This window comes from Burkholderia sp. Bp9012 (genome assembly GCF_003853825.1).
Lineage (GTDB): Bacteria > Pseudomonadota > Gammaproteobacteria > Burkholderiales > Burkholderiaceae > Burkholderia > Burkholderia diffusa.
In genome coordinates, this window is record NZ_QTQA01000006.1 from 131,082 (window position 1) to 145,519 (window position 14,438).

At 66.2% G+C, this 14,438-nt stretch carries 15 protein-coding genes; all 15 read right to left on the reverse strand.

Annotation, left to right across the window (positions count from 1 at the left end; genetic code table 11):
- Window positions 1-42: 42 nt before the first annotated feature.
- Window positions 43-1,071 (reverse strand): beta-N-acetylhexosaminidase, encoded by a 1,029-nt coding sequence (gene nagZ, locus DIE11_RS10210; protein ID WP_124623318.1) that lies wholly within the window; start codon window positions 1,069-1,071, stop codon window positions 43-45.
- Window positions 1,072-1,086: 15 nt separating this feature from the next.
- Window positions 1,087-1,539 (reverse strand): holo-ACP synthase, encoded by a 453-nt coding sequence (acpS, locus tag DIE11_RS10215; RefSeq protein WP_124623320.1) that lies wholly within the window; start codon window positions 1,537-1,539, stop codon window positions 1,087-1,089.
- 69 nt (window positions 1,540-1,608) lie between these two features.
- Complete coding sequence (gene pdxJ, locus DIE11_RS10220) at window positions 1,609-2,385, reverse strand: pyridoxine 5'-phosphate synthase (RefSeq protein WP_124623322.1); 777 nt, start codon at window positions 2,383-2,385, stop codon at window positions 1,609-1,611.
- A complete protein-coding gene (gene recO / locus DIE11_RS10225; RefSeq protein ID WP_014897645.1) occupies window positions 2,382-3,221 on the reverse strand; it encodes a DNA repair protein RecO in 840 nt (279 codons plus the stop codon). Before recO ends, pdxJ begins: the two co-directional genes overlap by 4 nt.
- Window positions 3,208-4,107, reverse strand: coding sequence for a GTPase Era (era, locus tag DIE11_RS10230; RefSeq protein WP_059607060.1), 900 nt, complete (start codon window positions 4,105-4,107; stop codon window positions 3,208-3,210). Before era ends, recO begins: the two co-directional genes overlap by 14 nt.
- Window positions 4,108-4,167: 60 nt before the next feature.
- The gene (rnc, locus tag DIE11_RS10235) at window positions 4,168-5,415 is read right to left on the reverse strand and encodes a ribonuclease III (RefSeq protein ID WP_124623324.1); all 1,248 of its coding nucleotides are present in this window, start codon (window positions 5,413-5,415) and stop codon (window positions 4,168-4,170) included.
- Window positions 5,416-5,568: 153 nt separating this feature from the next.
- Entirely contained in the window at window positions 5,569-6,462 is an 894-nt protein-coding gene (lepB, locus tag DIE11_RS10240) for a signal peptidase I (protein ID WP_059678698.1), read from the reverse strand.
- Window positions 6,463-6,478: 16 nt separating this feature from the next.
- On the reverse strand, window positions 6,479-8,272 hold the full coding sequence (gene lepA / locus DIE11_RS10245) for a translation elongation factor 4 (RefSeq protein WP_059607053.1): 1,794 nt from the start codon (window positions 8,270-8,272) through the stop codon (window positions 6,479-6,481).
- A gap of 217 nt (window positions 8,273-8,489) precedes the next feature.
- A complete protein-coding gene (locus DIE11_RS10250; protein ID WP_059607051.1) occupies window positions 8,490-8,726 on the reverse strand; it encodes a glutaredoxin family protein in 237 nt (78 codons plus the stop codon).
- Between the two features lie 7 nt (window positions 8,727-8,733).
- Window positions 8,734-10,239 (reverse strand): DegQ family serine endoprotease, encoded by a 1,506-nt coding sequence (locus DIE11_RS10255; protein WP_124623326.1) that lies wholly within the window; start codon window positions 10,237-10,239, stop codon window positions 8,734-8,736.
- Between the two features lie 16 nt (window positions 10,240-10,255).
- Window positions 10,256-11,308, reverse strand: coding sequence for a MucB/RseB C-terminal domain-containing protein (locus tag DIE11_RS10260; protein WP_059607047.1), 1,053 nt, complete (start codon window positions 11,306-11,308; stop codon window positions 10,256-10,258).
- 5 nt (window positions 11,309-11,313) lie between these two features.
- Window positions 11,314-11,931: a sigma-E factor negative regulatory protein gene (locus tag DIE11_RS10265; protein ID WP_059523722.1), complete on the reverse strand. Its 618-nt coding sequence runs from the start codon at window positions 11,929-11,931 to the stop codon at window positions 11,314-11,316.
- An 88-nt stretch (window positions 11,932-12,019) separates the two neighbouring features.
- Window positions 12,020-12,619, reverse strand: a complete 600-nt coding sequence (gene rpoE, locus DIE11_RS10270; protein WP_006752490.1) for an RNA polymerase sigma factor RpoE — start codon at window positions 12,617-12,619, stop codon at window positions 12,020-12,022.
- A gap of 91 nt (window positions 12,620-12,710) precedes the next feature.
- A complete protein-coding gene (locus DIE11_RS10275) occupies window positions 12,711-13,175 on the reverse strand; it encodes a protein YgfX (protein WP_124623327.1) in 465 nt (154 codons plus the stop codon).
- 11 nt (window positions 13,176-13,186) lie between these two features.
- Window positions 13,187-14,419, reverse strand: coding sequence for a beta-ketoacyl-ACP synthase II (gene fabF, locus DIE11_RS10280; RefSeq protein ID WP_124623329.1), 1,233 nt, complete (start codon window positions 14,417-14,419; stop codon window positions 13,187-13,189).
- Between the last annotated feature and the right edge of the window lie 19 nt (window positions 14,420-14,438).

Here is a 14,438-nt window from a genome sequence, read left to right on the forward strand (position 1 = left end):
TTTCGACAACGGGAAAGACGACATCACGCCGCCCTTCTCCGCTTACGCCAGCGCGCTGCTCAGCAGCGCCTGCGCCTGCACATACTCGGGTTGCGCGATCAGCTTGTCCCACTTGAGCGGCTTGCCGCGCGCCCGCATCCGCTTGATGCGCCGCACCGACTCGGCCGACGCCTGGGCCTTCAGCCCGTTCAGCACGACCTCGGCCGCGTCCGGCTGGTTGCAGACGAGCACCATGTCGCAGCCGGCGGCGAGCGCTGCGTCAGCCGCCTGCGTGAGCGTGCCGCCTTCGCGTGCCGCCTCCATCGACAGGTCGTCGCTGAAGATCGCGCCCGTGAAGCCGAGCTGCCCGCGCAGGATGTCCTGCAGCCACACGCGCGAGAAGCCCGCGGGCCGCTTGTCGACCTGCGTGTAGATCACGTGCGCGGGGATCACCGCGGAGAGTGACAGGCCGAGCCAGTCGTACGGGGCGACGTCCTGCTTGAGGATCGCGTCGAGCGGCCGGTCGTCGGTCGGCAGTGCGACGTGCGAATCGGCTTCCGCGAAGCCGTGCCCCGGGAAATGCTTGCCGCAGTTCGCCATGCCCGCGAGCGACAAACCGTGGTTCAGGCTCTTCGCGAGCAGCGTGACGACACGCGGGTCGCGATGGAACGCGCGATCGCCGATCACCTTCGAGTGACCGTAGTCGAGATCGAGCACCGGCGTAAAGCTCATGTCGATCCCGCAGGCACGCAGTTCGGCGGCCAGGATGTAGCCGACGGCGGTCGCGACCTTCGTCGCGAGCAGCACGTCGCGGTCCCACAGTTCGCCGAGGCGACGCATCGCGGGCAGCACCGTGAAGCCGTCGGTGCGGAACCGCTGCACGCGGCCGCCTTCGTGATCGACGGCGATCAGGATGTCTTCGCGCACCGCGCGGATCGAGTCGGTCAGCGCCGTCAGTTGCGCACGATTCTGGAAGTGCCGCGCGAACAGGATCACGCCGCCGGTATTCGGATGCGCGAGGCGCCGCGCATCGTCGCGCGACAGGGTCGTGCCGACGACGTCGAGCATGACCGGGCCGGGAGTCGTTTTCATCGAATCGGAATTCCGTCAGGAGGGGGTTCGGGAAACAGGTGCAGGTGCAGGTGCAGGTGCAGTGCCAGGCGCGGCGTCCGTCTCGGCGACCACGAACGACACCGCGTAGTCGCGTTCGTCGCTGACCGTCACGCGCGCCGTGATGCCACGCGCGGCAAGCCAGTCGGCCAGCTCGCCCGAAGCGACTACGTACGGCTCGCCGCTGCGCTGGTTGAGCGTCTGCAGCGCGCGCCACGTCATCGGCCAGTGCATGCCGAGCCCGATCGCCTTCGAGAACGCTTCCTTCGCGGAAAAGCGCGTCGCGAGAAACGCGATGCCGCGCGCCTCCGAGCGCGCACGGCGAGCCTGGAACACGCGCAGCTCGTCGGGGCCCAGCACCTTCTCGGCGAACCGGCCGCCCGTGCGCTCGAGCACGGCCGCGATGCGGCTCACCTGGACGATGTCGGTGCCGATGCCGTAGATCGCCATCTCAACGCCCGCCGTGATGTGCGGACGATGCCGGGCGGCGAGCGAAGCACGCGCGCACGTAACGCATCGTCAGCGCGCGCCGCCGTGCAGCGCGGCGACCCGTGCGGCGACCATGATCGCCTTCATCTCGCGCACCGCGTTGTCCCAGCCTGCGAAGATCGCGTGCGCGACGATCGCATGGCCGATGTTCAGTTCGACGATGCCGTCGATCGCGGCGATCTGCTGCACGTTCGTGTAATGCAGCCCGTGGCCGGCGTTGACCTTGAGACCCAGTTGCGCGCCGGCCTGCACGCCGGCGACGATGCGCTCGTATTCGCGCTGCTGCTCGGCCTCGTCGTGCGCATCGGCGTAGCGGCCGGTATGCAGCTCGACCACCGGCGCGCCGGCTTCGTGCGCGGCGCGGATCTGCGTCTCGTCCGGATCGATGAACAGCGACACGCGCACGCCGGCGTCGGCGAGCTGCCTGCATGCCGCACGCACGGCCTCGAAGCGGCCGGCAACGTCGAGACCGCCTTCGGTCGTCAGTTCCTCGCGCTTCTCCGGCACGAGGCACGCGTCGTGCGGACGCACTTCGCATGCGATGTCGAGCATCTCGGCCGTCACCGCGCATTCGAGGTTCATCCGCGTCTTCAGCAGAGGGCGCAGCTTGCGCACGTCGGCGTCGACGATGTGGCGGCGGTCCTCGCGCAGATGCAGCGTGATCGCGTCCGCACCGGCCTCTTCGGCGGCGAGCGCCGCGCGGATCGGATCGGGATAGGACGTGCCGCGCGCGTTGCGCAGCGTCGCGACGTGGTCGATGTTCACGCCGAGGTCGATGGCGGTGGGCGTTGTCAGGAAGAAACTCATAGGTTTTGCAGGTCGATCAGGATCTGACGCGTGGCAAGCGGCGTACCGCCGAGATAGGTGTTCAGCAGGAAGCGCATCAGCGTCTTGCTTTGCGCGACCGTCTGGGCTCGATGGTAATCGTCCTGCTCCATGTCGAGCAACGTCTGTCCGGTAATCACCGGCCAGTGCGACGGTACGTCGTCGTCCGCATTGCGCACGCCGCGCTCGGGATCGAACACGTAGCGGCGATCCGGCTCGACCGCACGGCGCGCGACCGTGCGGTTCAGCGCCATCGCATAGCCGGTCTCGCGCAGCAGCACGCGCTCGAACGAACGCAGCACCTGCACCGCAGGCTCGCCGTGCGCAAGGCGCGTGAGGGTCAGCACGTAGTGATTGAAGAGCGGCGGCTGCGGATCCTCGCGCGCGCAGAATTTCACGAGCAGCTCGTTCGCGTAGAAGCCGCACAGCAGCCCGTCGCCGCCGAGCGGGAGCATCCCGCCGACCCACTCGGCACCCGTCAGCGTGCGTACTTCGGATTTGCCCGACCAGGACAGCAGTAGCGGCTGGAACGTCTGCAGCACGCCGCGCAGCGCGGAGTGCGGGCGCTTCGCGCCCTTCGCGACGAGCGCGAGGCGGCCGTGATCGCGCGTGAGCACGTCGATGATCAGGCTCGTTTCCCGATACGGATAGCTGTGCAGCACGAACGCCGGCTGCTCGGCGACGCGGAAATCGGACGTGCGAGACGTCGCGCGCCGCGCCTTGCGACGCGGCGGTTCGGGCGGTGCCGGCAACGGCGCGTCGTTCGCGCCGGCGGTCACCGCGTCTTCGGTCGACGTCAGCGCGTCATTCGTACCCATAGGCGCGCAGCCCCGCCTCGTTGTCGGCCCACCCGCTCTTCACCTTCACGAAGGTCTCGAGATACACGGGGCCGTCGAACAGCTTCTCCATGTCCATCCGCGCCTCGGTGCTGATCTGCTTGAGCTTCTCGCCCTTCTTGCCGATCACCATCGCCTTGTGCGAATCGCGCTCGACGAGGATCGTCGCGAAGATACGCTTCAGGCGCCCTTCCTCCTCGAACTTGTCGATCAGCACGGTGCTCGTGTAGGGCAGTTCGTCGCCGGTCCAGCGGAACACCTTCTCGCGCAGGATTTCGGCCGCAAGGAAGCGCGAGCTGCGGTCGGTCAGTTCATCCTCGCCGTAGATCGGCTCGCCTTCCGGCAGGTACGGCTTGATGGTGTCCAGCAGGCGCTTGATGTCTTCCGGCCGCTGTGCCGACAGCGGCACGAGTTCGGTGAATTCGCGCAGCCCGCTCATCTGCTGCATGAACGGGAACAACGTCGCCTTGTCGGACACACGATCGATCTTGTTCGCGATCAGCAGCGTCGGCATGCCGGGCGGGATCAGATCGAGCACCTTCTGGTCGTCGGGCCCGAAGCGGCCGGCCTCGATCACGAACAGGATCACGTCGACCGACGTGAGCGTCGACGTGACTGCGCGGTTCAGCGAGCGGTTCAGCGCGGTGCTGTGACGGGTCTGAAAGCCCGGCGTGTCGACGAACACGAATTGCGCGTCGTCGAACGTGTTGATGCCGGTGATGCGATGGCGGGTCGTTTGCGCCTTGCGCGACGTGATGCTGATCTTCTGGCCGACGAGTGCGTTCATCAACGTCGACTTGCCGACGTTCGGGCGGCCCACGATCGCGATCATGCCGCAACGGAAACCGGTAGGAGCGGGAGTGTTCATATCGTTTGAGAGACAGGTTCGGAAACGGCCGCGCGGCGCGCGGCACGATCGAGGGGCAATTCAGTGGTCGGCATCGGCCACGCGCGCCTGCGCGGCAGCGAGGCTTGCGCCACCCTGCGGCGTCTCGGTGCCGGGCGCCGCGGCGTCGCGGGCGCGCGACGTTGCACGCGAAGCGGCGTCTGAACCGGCAGCGGGCTTGTCGGTGGACGCGGCCGGATCGGCCGCCTGGCCCGCCTGCTTGTCGGCTGCACGGGGTGCGGCTTCCGCGTGCTTGTCCGTCGCGCGCGAGCCGGCTTCGTTGCGATCCGACGGCTTCTCAGGCGCCTTGTCGGCCGGCTTGTCGGCCATCGGCTTCGGGGGCCGGTCGGCCTTGTCCGTGGCCGTTTCCACATGCGCCGCGCGAATCGCGGCCATCGGCGCCTGCGTCGGCCGCTCGGTCGTGTGTGCGCCGGCGTCGGTCGCTGCCGACCCGGCAGCAGGCGCCTTCGCGTCGCGCGTCGTCGCACGCTCCTTTCGTTCCGGCGAACGCAGGTCGAGTGCTTCCTGCACGCCCTTCACGCCCGGCACGATTTCAGGCTCGACGTGCTTCGACCCGCGTGCGTTCTTCGAACGCTTCGGCTTCGCGGCCAGCATCGGCGCGGCCGCCAGCACCTCGTCGAGCGCCTTCTTCGCGGCAGCCTGCTCGGCCGCCCGCCGGCTCGCGCCGGAGCCTGACACCTTCACGTCGAGCTTCGGCACCGTGCACTCGACCTCGAACTGCTGATTGTGCGCCGCACCATGAGTCGCGACGACCGTATAGGTCGGAAGCGCGATCTTGTGCCCCTGCAGGTACTCCTGCAGCAGCGTCTTCGCATCCTTGCCGAGCGTGCGCGGATCGATGTGGTCGAGAATCGGGATATAGAGGCGCTTGATGACCCCTTGGGCGGCTTCGAAGCCGCCATCGAGGAATACCGCCCCGATGATGGCTTCGAACGCGTCCGCGAGGATCGACGGGCGACGGAAGCCGCCGCTGCGCAATTCGCCCTCGCCCAGCCGCAACCCTTCCGAAATATTCAGGGCCTGAGCGATTTCGTAGAGCGACTGCTGCTTGACGAGGTTGGCGCGCACGCGCGACAGGTCGCCTTCGTCCAGCTTGCTGAAACGCTGGAACAAAAGGGCGGCCACCGCGCAATTCAGAACGGAATCGCCGAGAAACTCGAGCCGTTCATTGTGCGTGGCACTGTGACTGCGATGGGTCAAAGCCTGGCGCAATAATTCCGCATTGCGAAATTCGTAGCGCAGCCGGCTTTCCAACTGGGATAGGGGCATGTGCAGGAGTATAACGCGGGCGCCGGTCGGGCCGAAACGGCACGGCCGGACGCGAAAAGGCGTGACGAGGCGGTGTTACCGCCGGTTCTTAAAGTAGTTCGGCAATACGCGACGCGGCCCGTGCGTCGCGTATTGCGTGCGAGTCGAACGCGATCAGTTGAAGGAACCGATGCGCTTCAGGTCGCCGAAGTTCATCCAGATGAAGAACGCGCGGCCGACGATGTTGTTGTCCGGCACGAAACCCCAGTAGCGGCTGTCGGCGCTGTTGTCGCGGTTGTCGCCCATCATGAAGTAGTGGCCCGGCGGCACCTTGCAGATCACGCCGCGGCTGTTGTACGTGCAGTTGTCGCGATACGGATAATCGTAAGCGCCCATCACGAACGGCGGCACGGCCGGGTTGTTGAGGATCGCGTTCTTCTTGTTGCCGATCGTTTCCTCGAATTGCTTTGCGTAGTTCTGGCGCTCGTCGTCGAAGAAATCCGGCAACGGCGTTTCGGGCACCGGCTGGCCGTTGATCGTCAGTTGCTTGTCCTGGTAAGCGACCGTGTCGCCCGGCAGGCCGATCACGCGCTTGATGTAGTCGACCGACTCGTCCTTCGGATAACGGAACACGACGACGTCGCCGCGCGACAGCGGGCTGCCCTGCGTGATCTTCGTGTTCGTGATCGGCATGCGCAGGCCGTATTCGAACTTGTTGACGAGGATGAAGTCGCCGACCAGCAGCGTCGGCACCATCGAGCCCGACGGGATCTTGAACGGCTCGACGACGAACGAACGCACGACGAATACGGCCAGGATCACCGGGAAGAAGCTCGCGGTGTACTCGAGCCACCACGGCTGGCGCAGCTTTTCGTCGCGCAGCTTCGAACGCGTCTGCCCCGCGTTTTCGTCCGCGAAACGCTTGTCGATGCGCGACTGCTGGCGATCGAACTCCTCGATCGCCGCATCGGCCGCCTTGCGTCGCCGCGGCAGGAACACCAGTTTGTCCAACACCCACGCTACGCCCGTCACGACGACGAGCACAAAAAGAATCAACGCAAAATTCATAAAAGGATCAGTCCTGTTATTTGTCTTCGACGCGCAAGATCGCGAGGAACGCTTCCTGCGGGATCTCGACCGAACCCACCTGCTTCATGCGTTTCTTACCTTCTTTCTGCTTCTCGAGCAGTTTCTTCTTTCGCGTGATGTCGCCGCCGTAGCACTTCGCGAGCACGTTCTTGCGGAGTGCCTTGATGTTCTCGCGCGCGACGATGTGCGCGCCGATCGCGGCCTGGATCGCCACGTCGTACATCTGGCGCGGAATGATCTCGCGCATCTTCGCGGCCACTTCACGGCCGCGATACTGCGACTGCGAGCGGTGCACGATGATCGACAGCGCATCGACCTTGTCGCCGTTGATCAGCATGTCGACCTTCACGACGTCCGACGTGCGGTATTCCTTGAACTCGTAATCCATCGACGCATAACCGCGCGACACCGACTTCAGGCGATCGAAGAAGTCGAGCACGATTTCGGCCATCGGGATTTCGTACGTGAGCTGCACCTGGCGGCCGTGATACTGCATGTTGATCTGCGAGCCGCGCTTCTGCTCGCACAACGTGATCACGGACCCGACGTAGTCCTGCGGCATGTACAGGTTCACGGTGACGATCGGCTCGCGAACTTCGGCGATGCGGCCGGGCTCCGGCATCTTTGCCGGGTTCTCGACCATGATCGTCGAGCCGTCGCTCTGCACGACCTCGTAGACGACCGTCGGCGCGGTCGTGATGAGATCCATGTCGAATTCGCGCTCGAGCCGCTCCTGCACGATTTCCATGTGCAGCAGCCCGAGGAAGCCGCAGCGGAAACCGAAGCCGAGCGCCTGCGACACTTCCGGCTCGTACTGCAGCGATGCGTCGTTGAGCTTCAGCTTCTCGAGCGACTCGCGCAGCGCGTCGTACTGGTTCGCCTCGACCGGATAGAGGCCCGCGAACACCTGCGGCTTCACTTCCTTGAAACCCGGCAGCGGCTCGGTGGCGGCCTTGGTCACGTGCGTGACGGTATCACCGACCTTCGCGGCCGTCAGTTCCTTGATGCCGGCGATGATGAAGCCCACCTGCCCGGCCGACAGCGATTCGAGATTGCGCGACTTCGGCGTGAATACACCGACGTGCTCGACCGGATACTGCGCGCCGGTCGCCATCATCTTGATCTTGTCCTTCGGGCGCAGCGTGCCGTTGACGATGCGCACGAGCATCACGACGCCGACGTAGTTGTCGAACCACGAATCGATGATCAGCGCCTGCAGCGGCGCGGCCGGATCGCCCTTCGGCGGCGGCACCTTCGCGATCAGCGCTTCGAGCACGTCCTCGACGCCGAGCCCCGTCTTCGCGCTGCAGCGCGTCGCGTCGGTCGCGTCGATGCCGATCACGTCCTCGATCTCCTCGATCGCGTTCTCGGGGTTCGCCGCCGGCAGGTCGATCTTGTTCAGCACCGGCACGACCTCGACGCCGAGCTCGATCGCCGTGTAGCAGTTCGCGACCGTCTGCGCCTCGACGCCCTGGCTCGCGTCGACCACGAGCAGCGCACCTTCGCACGCGGACAGCGAACGGCTGACCTCGTACGAGAAGTCGACGTGCCCCGGCGTATCGATCAGGTTGAGGTTGTAGACCTTGCCGTCGCGGGCGCGATAGGACAGTGCCGCCGTCTGCGCCTTGATCGTGATGCCGCGTTCGCGCTCGATATCCATCGAATCGAGCACCTGCGCTTCCATTTCACGGTCGGCGAGGCCGCCGCATACCTGGATGATGCGATCCGCGAGCGTCGACTTGCCATGGTCGATGTGCGCGATGATCGAGAAATTGCGAATATGATCCATTCAGTGCCGATCAAGCGAAAAAGGCGCGCTCGACGACTGCGGAGCACGCCTTGTAAGTCGGTGAAAAAACGGCTTATTTTAGCCGAAAAGGCCTTTGCCGGGCGGTAATTTGGGACGTCTGGTCGAGGACGCCCGGTCAGGGCACCCTGCCGGAGGCCTTGGCGGGCAGACTCGCACCGGAACTCCGCGCAGGGCGCGGCCGGCGGCGGGGCCAGATTCAGCGCCGCGCCGATAGCGCGCCGCGCACCCTCGCCTCGTCGAACCGGTGGCGGCACACCTCCGTGCCGTCCAGCAACAGCACCGGCACGTCCTCGTCGTAACGGGCGACGAGCGCCGGATCGGCGTCGATGTCGACGTAGTCGACGGCAACGCCGAACTCGGCCGCCACGGGCGCCAGCGCATCGCGCATGTCGTCGCACAGATGGCACCAGCCGCGGCCGTAGAGCGTGAACATCGGCGCGTTACTTCTGGATCGGGCGCGGGCGCACAGGCACGAACTGCGTGTTGTCGCCGCGCCGCACGAGCACCGCGACAGCCTTCTGCGGATCCAACTGCGCGGTCACGTCGGCGAACTGCTTCGCGCTCGTGATGTCGGTGTCGCCGACGCGCAGCACGATGTCGCCGCGCTGCAGGCCCGCACGGGCCGCCGGACCGTCGACGCCGTCGATCTGCACGCCATTCTTCAGCTTCAGCGACTTCAGCTGGTCAGCCGAAAGGTCGCTGACCGTCAAGCCGAGTGAATTGGCCTGGCGCGGCTTCTGCGGCACATTCTTGCGCTGCTCGGCCTTCGCCGTCGTCTCCGCCGGCGTCTCGGCGATCGTGATCGGCACATCACGCGCCTGACCCTTGCGCCACACGCTGACGGTCGCCTTGGTGCCCGGCTTCGTGTCGCCGACCATGCGCGGCAGATCCGACGCCGCATCGACCGGCCGGCCGTTGAACTTCAGGATGATGTCACCCGGCTGAATGCCCGCCTTGTCGGCCGGACCGCCCGGCTCGACGCTGCTGACGAGCGCGCCTTCCGCCTTCGGCAGCCCGATCGAGTCGGCCACGTCCTTCGTCACTTCGCCGATCGCCACCGCGATGCGGCCGCGCGTGACCTTGCCGGTCGCCTTCAGCTGGTCTGCCACGCGCATCGCCTCGTCGATCGGGATCGCGAACGAAATGCCCATGAAACCGCCGGTGCGGCTGTAGATCTGAGAGTTGATGCCGATCACCTCGCCCTGCATGTTGATCAGCGGGCCGCCCGAGTTGCCGGGGTTCACCGCGACGTCGGTCTGGATGAACGGCAGGTAATCGCCCGTGTTGCGGCTCTTCGAACTCACGATGCCGGCCGTCACGGTGTTGTCGAGGCCGAACGGCGAGCCGATCGCGACGACCCACTCGCCGACGCGCACCTTGTTCGAATCGCCGATCGCGACGACCGGCAGATTCGACGCCTGGATCTTGACGACCGCGACGTCCGTGCGGTCGTCGACGCCGACCAGTTTCGCCTTGAATTCACGCTTGTCGGTCAACGTCACGTAGATGGTGTCCGCGTCGTCGACGACATGCGCGTTGGTCATCACGTAGCCGTCCGCCGACACGATGAAGCCCGAACCGACGCCGCGGTTCTGCTCGGTGTCGGGCGGATTGTCCGGCGCCGGCGCGTTTTTCGGGTTGCCATTGCCGTTGCCGCCACCGCTACCGGGCGCCTGCGGCAGCGGAATGCCGAAGAAGCGCCGGAAGAATTCCGACATGTCGCCGTTGTCGAAGCCCGGCGGGAGCACGCCGCGCGGCCCGGGCGTCGGCACGTTCGCGGTGGTCCGGATGTTCACGACAGCCGGCCCGACCTTCTCGACCAGATCGGCGAAGTCGGGAAGGCTGGCTGCAGGAGGCGTGACAGCGGCGGCGGTATGCGAGGCAAGCGGCAGGCAGGCAAACAGCACCGCCGCCGCGAACACTTTGCGCAGCGTGAGTTTCGTCATGTCGAAAGCCGTAGCGTTACTTGGAAGCCTTGTATTCTATGGCAGACGCGAACTGCTGCAACGTGGCCGGCGGCACTTCGCCGAGCACGGTGATCCAGTAGTCGCCGCGACGCTTCACGAGCACGTGGGTCGCGCCGGTGCTGCCCGCACCTTCCTTGCGCGTGTTCTTTTCGGCCGGCTCGATGAAGACGGAGATCGTCGCGAGGCCGTCGGTGAAGACGGCCTGATCGACCGGAATCGGCGGATCACCGGCGTCGCGCGCGGCCATCGGGCGGCGCACCTCGCGAATCTTCCGGAATCCGGCGATGGTCGGTGCGATCTGCCAGCCCTGCGCTTCCATGTCGACCGTCGCGACCGGCGGGCGGACGACCGTCCAGCCGCTCAGGTTGCGCATGCCGGCCGCAATCGCGGATTTGTCGCCGGCCGTGCCGCCTGTCTGCACTTGCGAAAATGCGACCTGCTCGAGCACGTGATCGCTCGCGTCGAGCGTCTGCGAACGCAGCAGCAGCCCGGTGCGGGTGTCGGCCCACAGCTTGTACGTGAACCGGTACGCATCCTTCGGTACGAGTTCGACCACTTGCGCGTCGACTCCGGCCACACGGTCCTTGCCGAGCAGCTTCGCGTCATAAACGGACATCACGTGCTCGCCGCCCGCGCCGAGCAATGCAGGGAACGAATCGCGCGTCTGGCGGCGCTCGACCACGCACAACTTGCGCTCGGGAACGAACGTGTACAACTCGTCGTTGTGCCGCAAAACCTTGCGCGGCTTGCCGTCGAGCGATTCGATCCGCTCGAACTCGCCGTCGCGGGACGCCACATGCGCGATACGCGACGACTGGACATAGCCGCCGCGCTGGTAGACGAACGTACCCTCGTAGCTCTGCTGCTGCGCCGCCTGCTGGATGCGATCGAGCCAATCCGCCGCACCCTTGCGGGTCGCGACGGGATCGTCCGGTTGCTGGGCGCTGGCTGTGAGGGATTGGACGGACAACAGGGCGGCTGCGCAAAGCAGGAGGGCCGGCAGCCGCTTCCATCCGGAGATGGCGTGATTCAACTGCAATGTCCGCATCGGGTTTATTGGCCTGGCGTGGTGGTCACGGCAGCGCGGATCAGCGGCATCGAGCCCGTGACGACGGGCTGCTGCGCGAATTGCTGGTGCGCTTCAAGGTATTGGTCGAGACTTGCGTCGCGGATGATGTTGACGTCCTGCAGACCCGGCTGCGCCGATGCCTGCGCAACCGTCACGCGCTGCAGGTTGCCGTTCTGCGGTGCGCCTGTCGATGCGACCTGGACGGCGCCCGGCGCGCCGGCCGTCTGCATCTGCGGGACGACGATCCACGTCAGCGTGGCGGCCGCGGCGGCCACCGCGAACGCGGGCACGACTCGCCGGCGCAGCGACAGCAGTTTGCGCGCGACCGGCGCGGCGGCCGGCGCGAGCAGGTGCGGCTCGCTTTCGAGCGCGGCCGACATGCGCGCGGTGAACGCGACGCTCAGCGCGGGCGACAGCGCGAGCTCGTCCGAGCGCAGCGCATCGCCGATCAGGTGGTAATGGGCCCACGCAGCGCGATCCGCGCGGTCGAGCTCAGCCAGAAACTGCCCGTGATCCGGGCCGTCGAACAGTTCACCGTCGACCAGAGCGGAAAGGCGCTCGCCGCGCGAGCACGCTTGCGACTGCGTATTGACCGACCCCATGATGCTCCCCATCTTGCACACACCCCGTCGTGACTTCACGACTCTATCCGTAACTAGACCCCGACCCGCTTCGTTGCGCCCGTCGCGCTTACCAGCGCTTGCCTTCGGGCGTATCGAGCAGCGGACGCAATTTCGCAGCAATTGCCTCGCGCGCCCGGAAGATCCGCGACCGGACCGTCCCGATCGGACAATCCATCATTTCCGCGATCTCTTCGTAGCTCAGGCCCTCGATCTCGCGCAGCGTGATCGCCTGGCGCAGTTCTTCGGGCAGGACGGCCATTGCAGCGTTGACCGTCTCGGCAATCTGCTTGCTCATCAACATCGACTCAGGCGTGTTGATATCCCTTAGTTGGTCTGCGTCGGAGAAAGTTTCCGCTTCCTCGGCATCGGCCTCGGTGGAGGTCGGTGCCCGGCGGCCCTGCGTCGCAAGGTAGTTCTTCGCCGTATTGACGGCAATCCGGTACAACCACGTGTAGAACGCCGACTCGCCGCGAAATTGCGGCAGCGCACGATACGCCTTGATGAACGCGTCCTGGGCCACATCCTCGACCTCGGCGGGATCCCGCACGAGGCGCGAGATCAGCCGAATGATCTTGCGGTGGTATTTGGAGACCAGGAGTTCGAACGCTGCCTTGTCGCCTTTCTGTACGCGCTCGACCAGAGCCTGATCGATTTCTTTTTCACTCACCTGACAAATCCGTTAACTAGGGATGCAACGCGGAGCGTTATTGTAGCGTTCCGGCGCCGGGCGCTGGTTACGGTCGGTAACTGCGCCACCGTCATGCCCGCCCCGCCGTGCCCGCGGTACGCGCCAGCACGGACAGCGCGCTGAACGACGCGGCATCGAGCGCATCGGCCGGGATCAGCAGCGGCCGGGCGCGCCGGGCGCCCTGCCCGACCGACAGCACGAGCAGCAGGCTGCTCCAGTGTGCATGGCCGGTCACGCGGCCCCGGGCCAGCAAGCGCCCGGTGCGGCCAAACGCCGCAATCTCCCCGAATGCATCGATCCGCAGCTCGGCCGGCAGCCGACGGGCACAGGCCCGCGCGGCACACACGGCAAGCAGCGCAGCCGTCGCCGCGGACACGCAAGCGCCGGCGGCAGCACCGGCCCGCGGCGCCCAGAACAGGTACGCGGACGCGGCAGCCGCCGCGACGAACACGGCCAGCACGACATACGACACGGCCGAGGCCCGCAACGCAAAGCGCTGCGGACGCCCGGCCGGAGCATCGAATGGACTCGTCAAGCGATTCGGCGTCAGACGCGCTTGAACACCAGCGTGCCGTTGGTACCGCCGAAGCCGAAGTTGTTCTTCACGGCGACGTCGATCTTCATGTCACGCGCGGTATTCGCGCAGTAATCCAGATCGCACTCGGGGTCCTGGTTGAAGATGTTGATGGTCGGCGGCGACACGTTGTTGTGCAGCGCCAGCACCGTGAACACCGACTCGAGACCGCCCGCGCCACCCAGCAGGTGGCCCGTCATCGACTTCGTCGAGTTCACGACGAGCTTGTACGCATGCTCGCCGAAGGCTGCCTTCACCGCGTCGGACTCGTTCTTGTCGCCGAGCGGCGTCGACGTGCCGTGCGCGTTCAGGTACTGAACCTCGTCCGCGTTCAAGCCGGCGTCGCGCAGTGCCGCAACCATGCAGCGGCGCGGACCGTCCATGTTCGGCGCGGTCATGTGGTACGCATCGCCAGTCATGCCGAAGCCCGAGACTTCCGCATAGATCTTCGCGCCGCGCGCCTTCGCCGCCTCGTATTCCTCGAGCACCATGACGCCTGCACCCTCGCCCAGCACGAAGCCGTCGCGGTCCTTGTCCCACGGACGGGACGCAGTGGCCGGATCGTCATTGCGGGTCGATAGCGCACGCGCAGCCGCGAAGCCGCCGATGCCGAGCGGCGACACCGTCGATTCGGCGCCGCCCGCGACCATCACGTCGGCGTCGCCGGCCTGGATCAGGCGCGCCGCGAGGCCGATGCTGTGCAGACCGGTCGTGCAGGCCGTCACGGCCGCGAGGTTCGGGCCCTTCAGGCCGAACATGATGCTCAGGTGACCCGAGATCATGTTGATGATCGAACCCGGCACGAAGAACGGCGAGATCCGGCGCGCGCCGCGATCGACGTAGGTCTGGTGCGTGTCTTCGATCATCGGCAGGCCGCCGATGCCGGAGCCGACCAGCACGCCGATGCGTTCCGCATTGGCTTCGTTCACTTCGAGGCCGCTGTCCCGGATTGCCTGGACGCCGGCTGCGATGCCGTAATGGATGAACGTATCCATGTTGCGGGCTTCCTTCGCCGGAATGTACTCCTCGGCGCTGAAACCCTTCACCTCACCCGCGAAATGCACGGCAAGGTTCGACGGATCGAACTTCGTGACGGTGGCGATGCCGGACCTGCCGGCGACGAGATTGGCCCAGCCGTCGGCAACATTATTGCCAACAGGCGAAATCAGCCCCAGGCCTGTAACGACAACACGACGGCGGCTCACGGTAACCTCTTTTCCATTG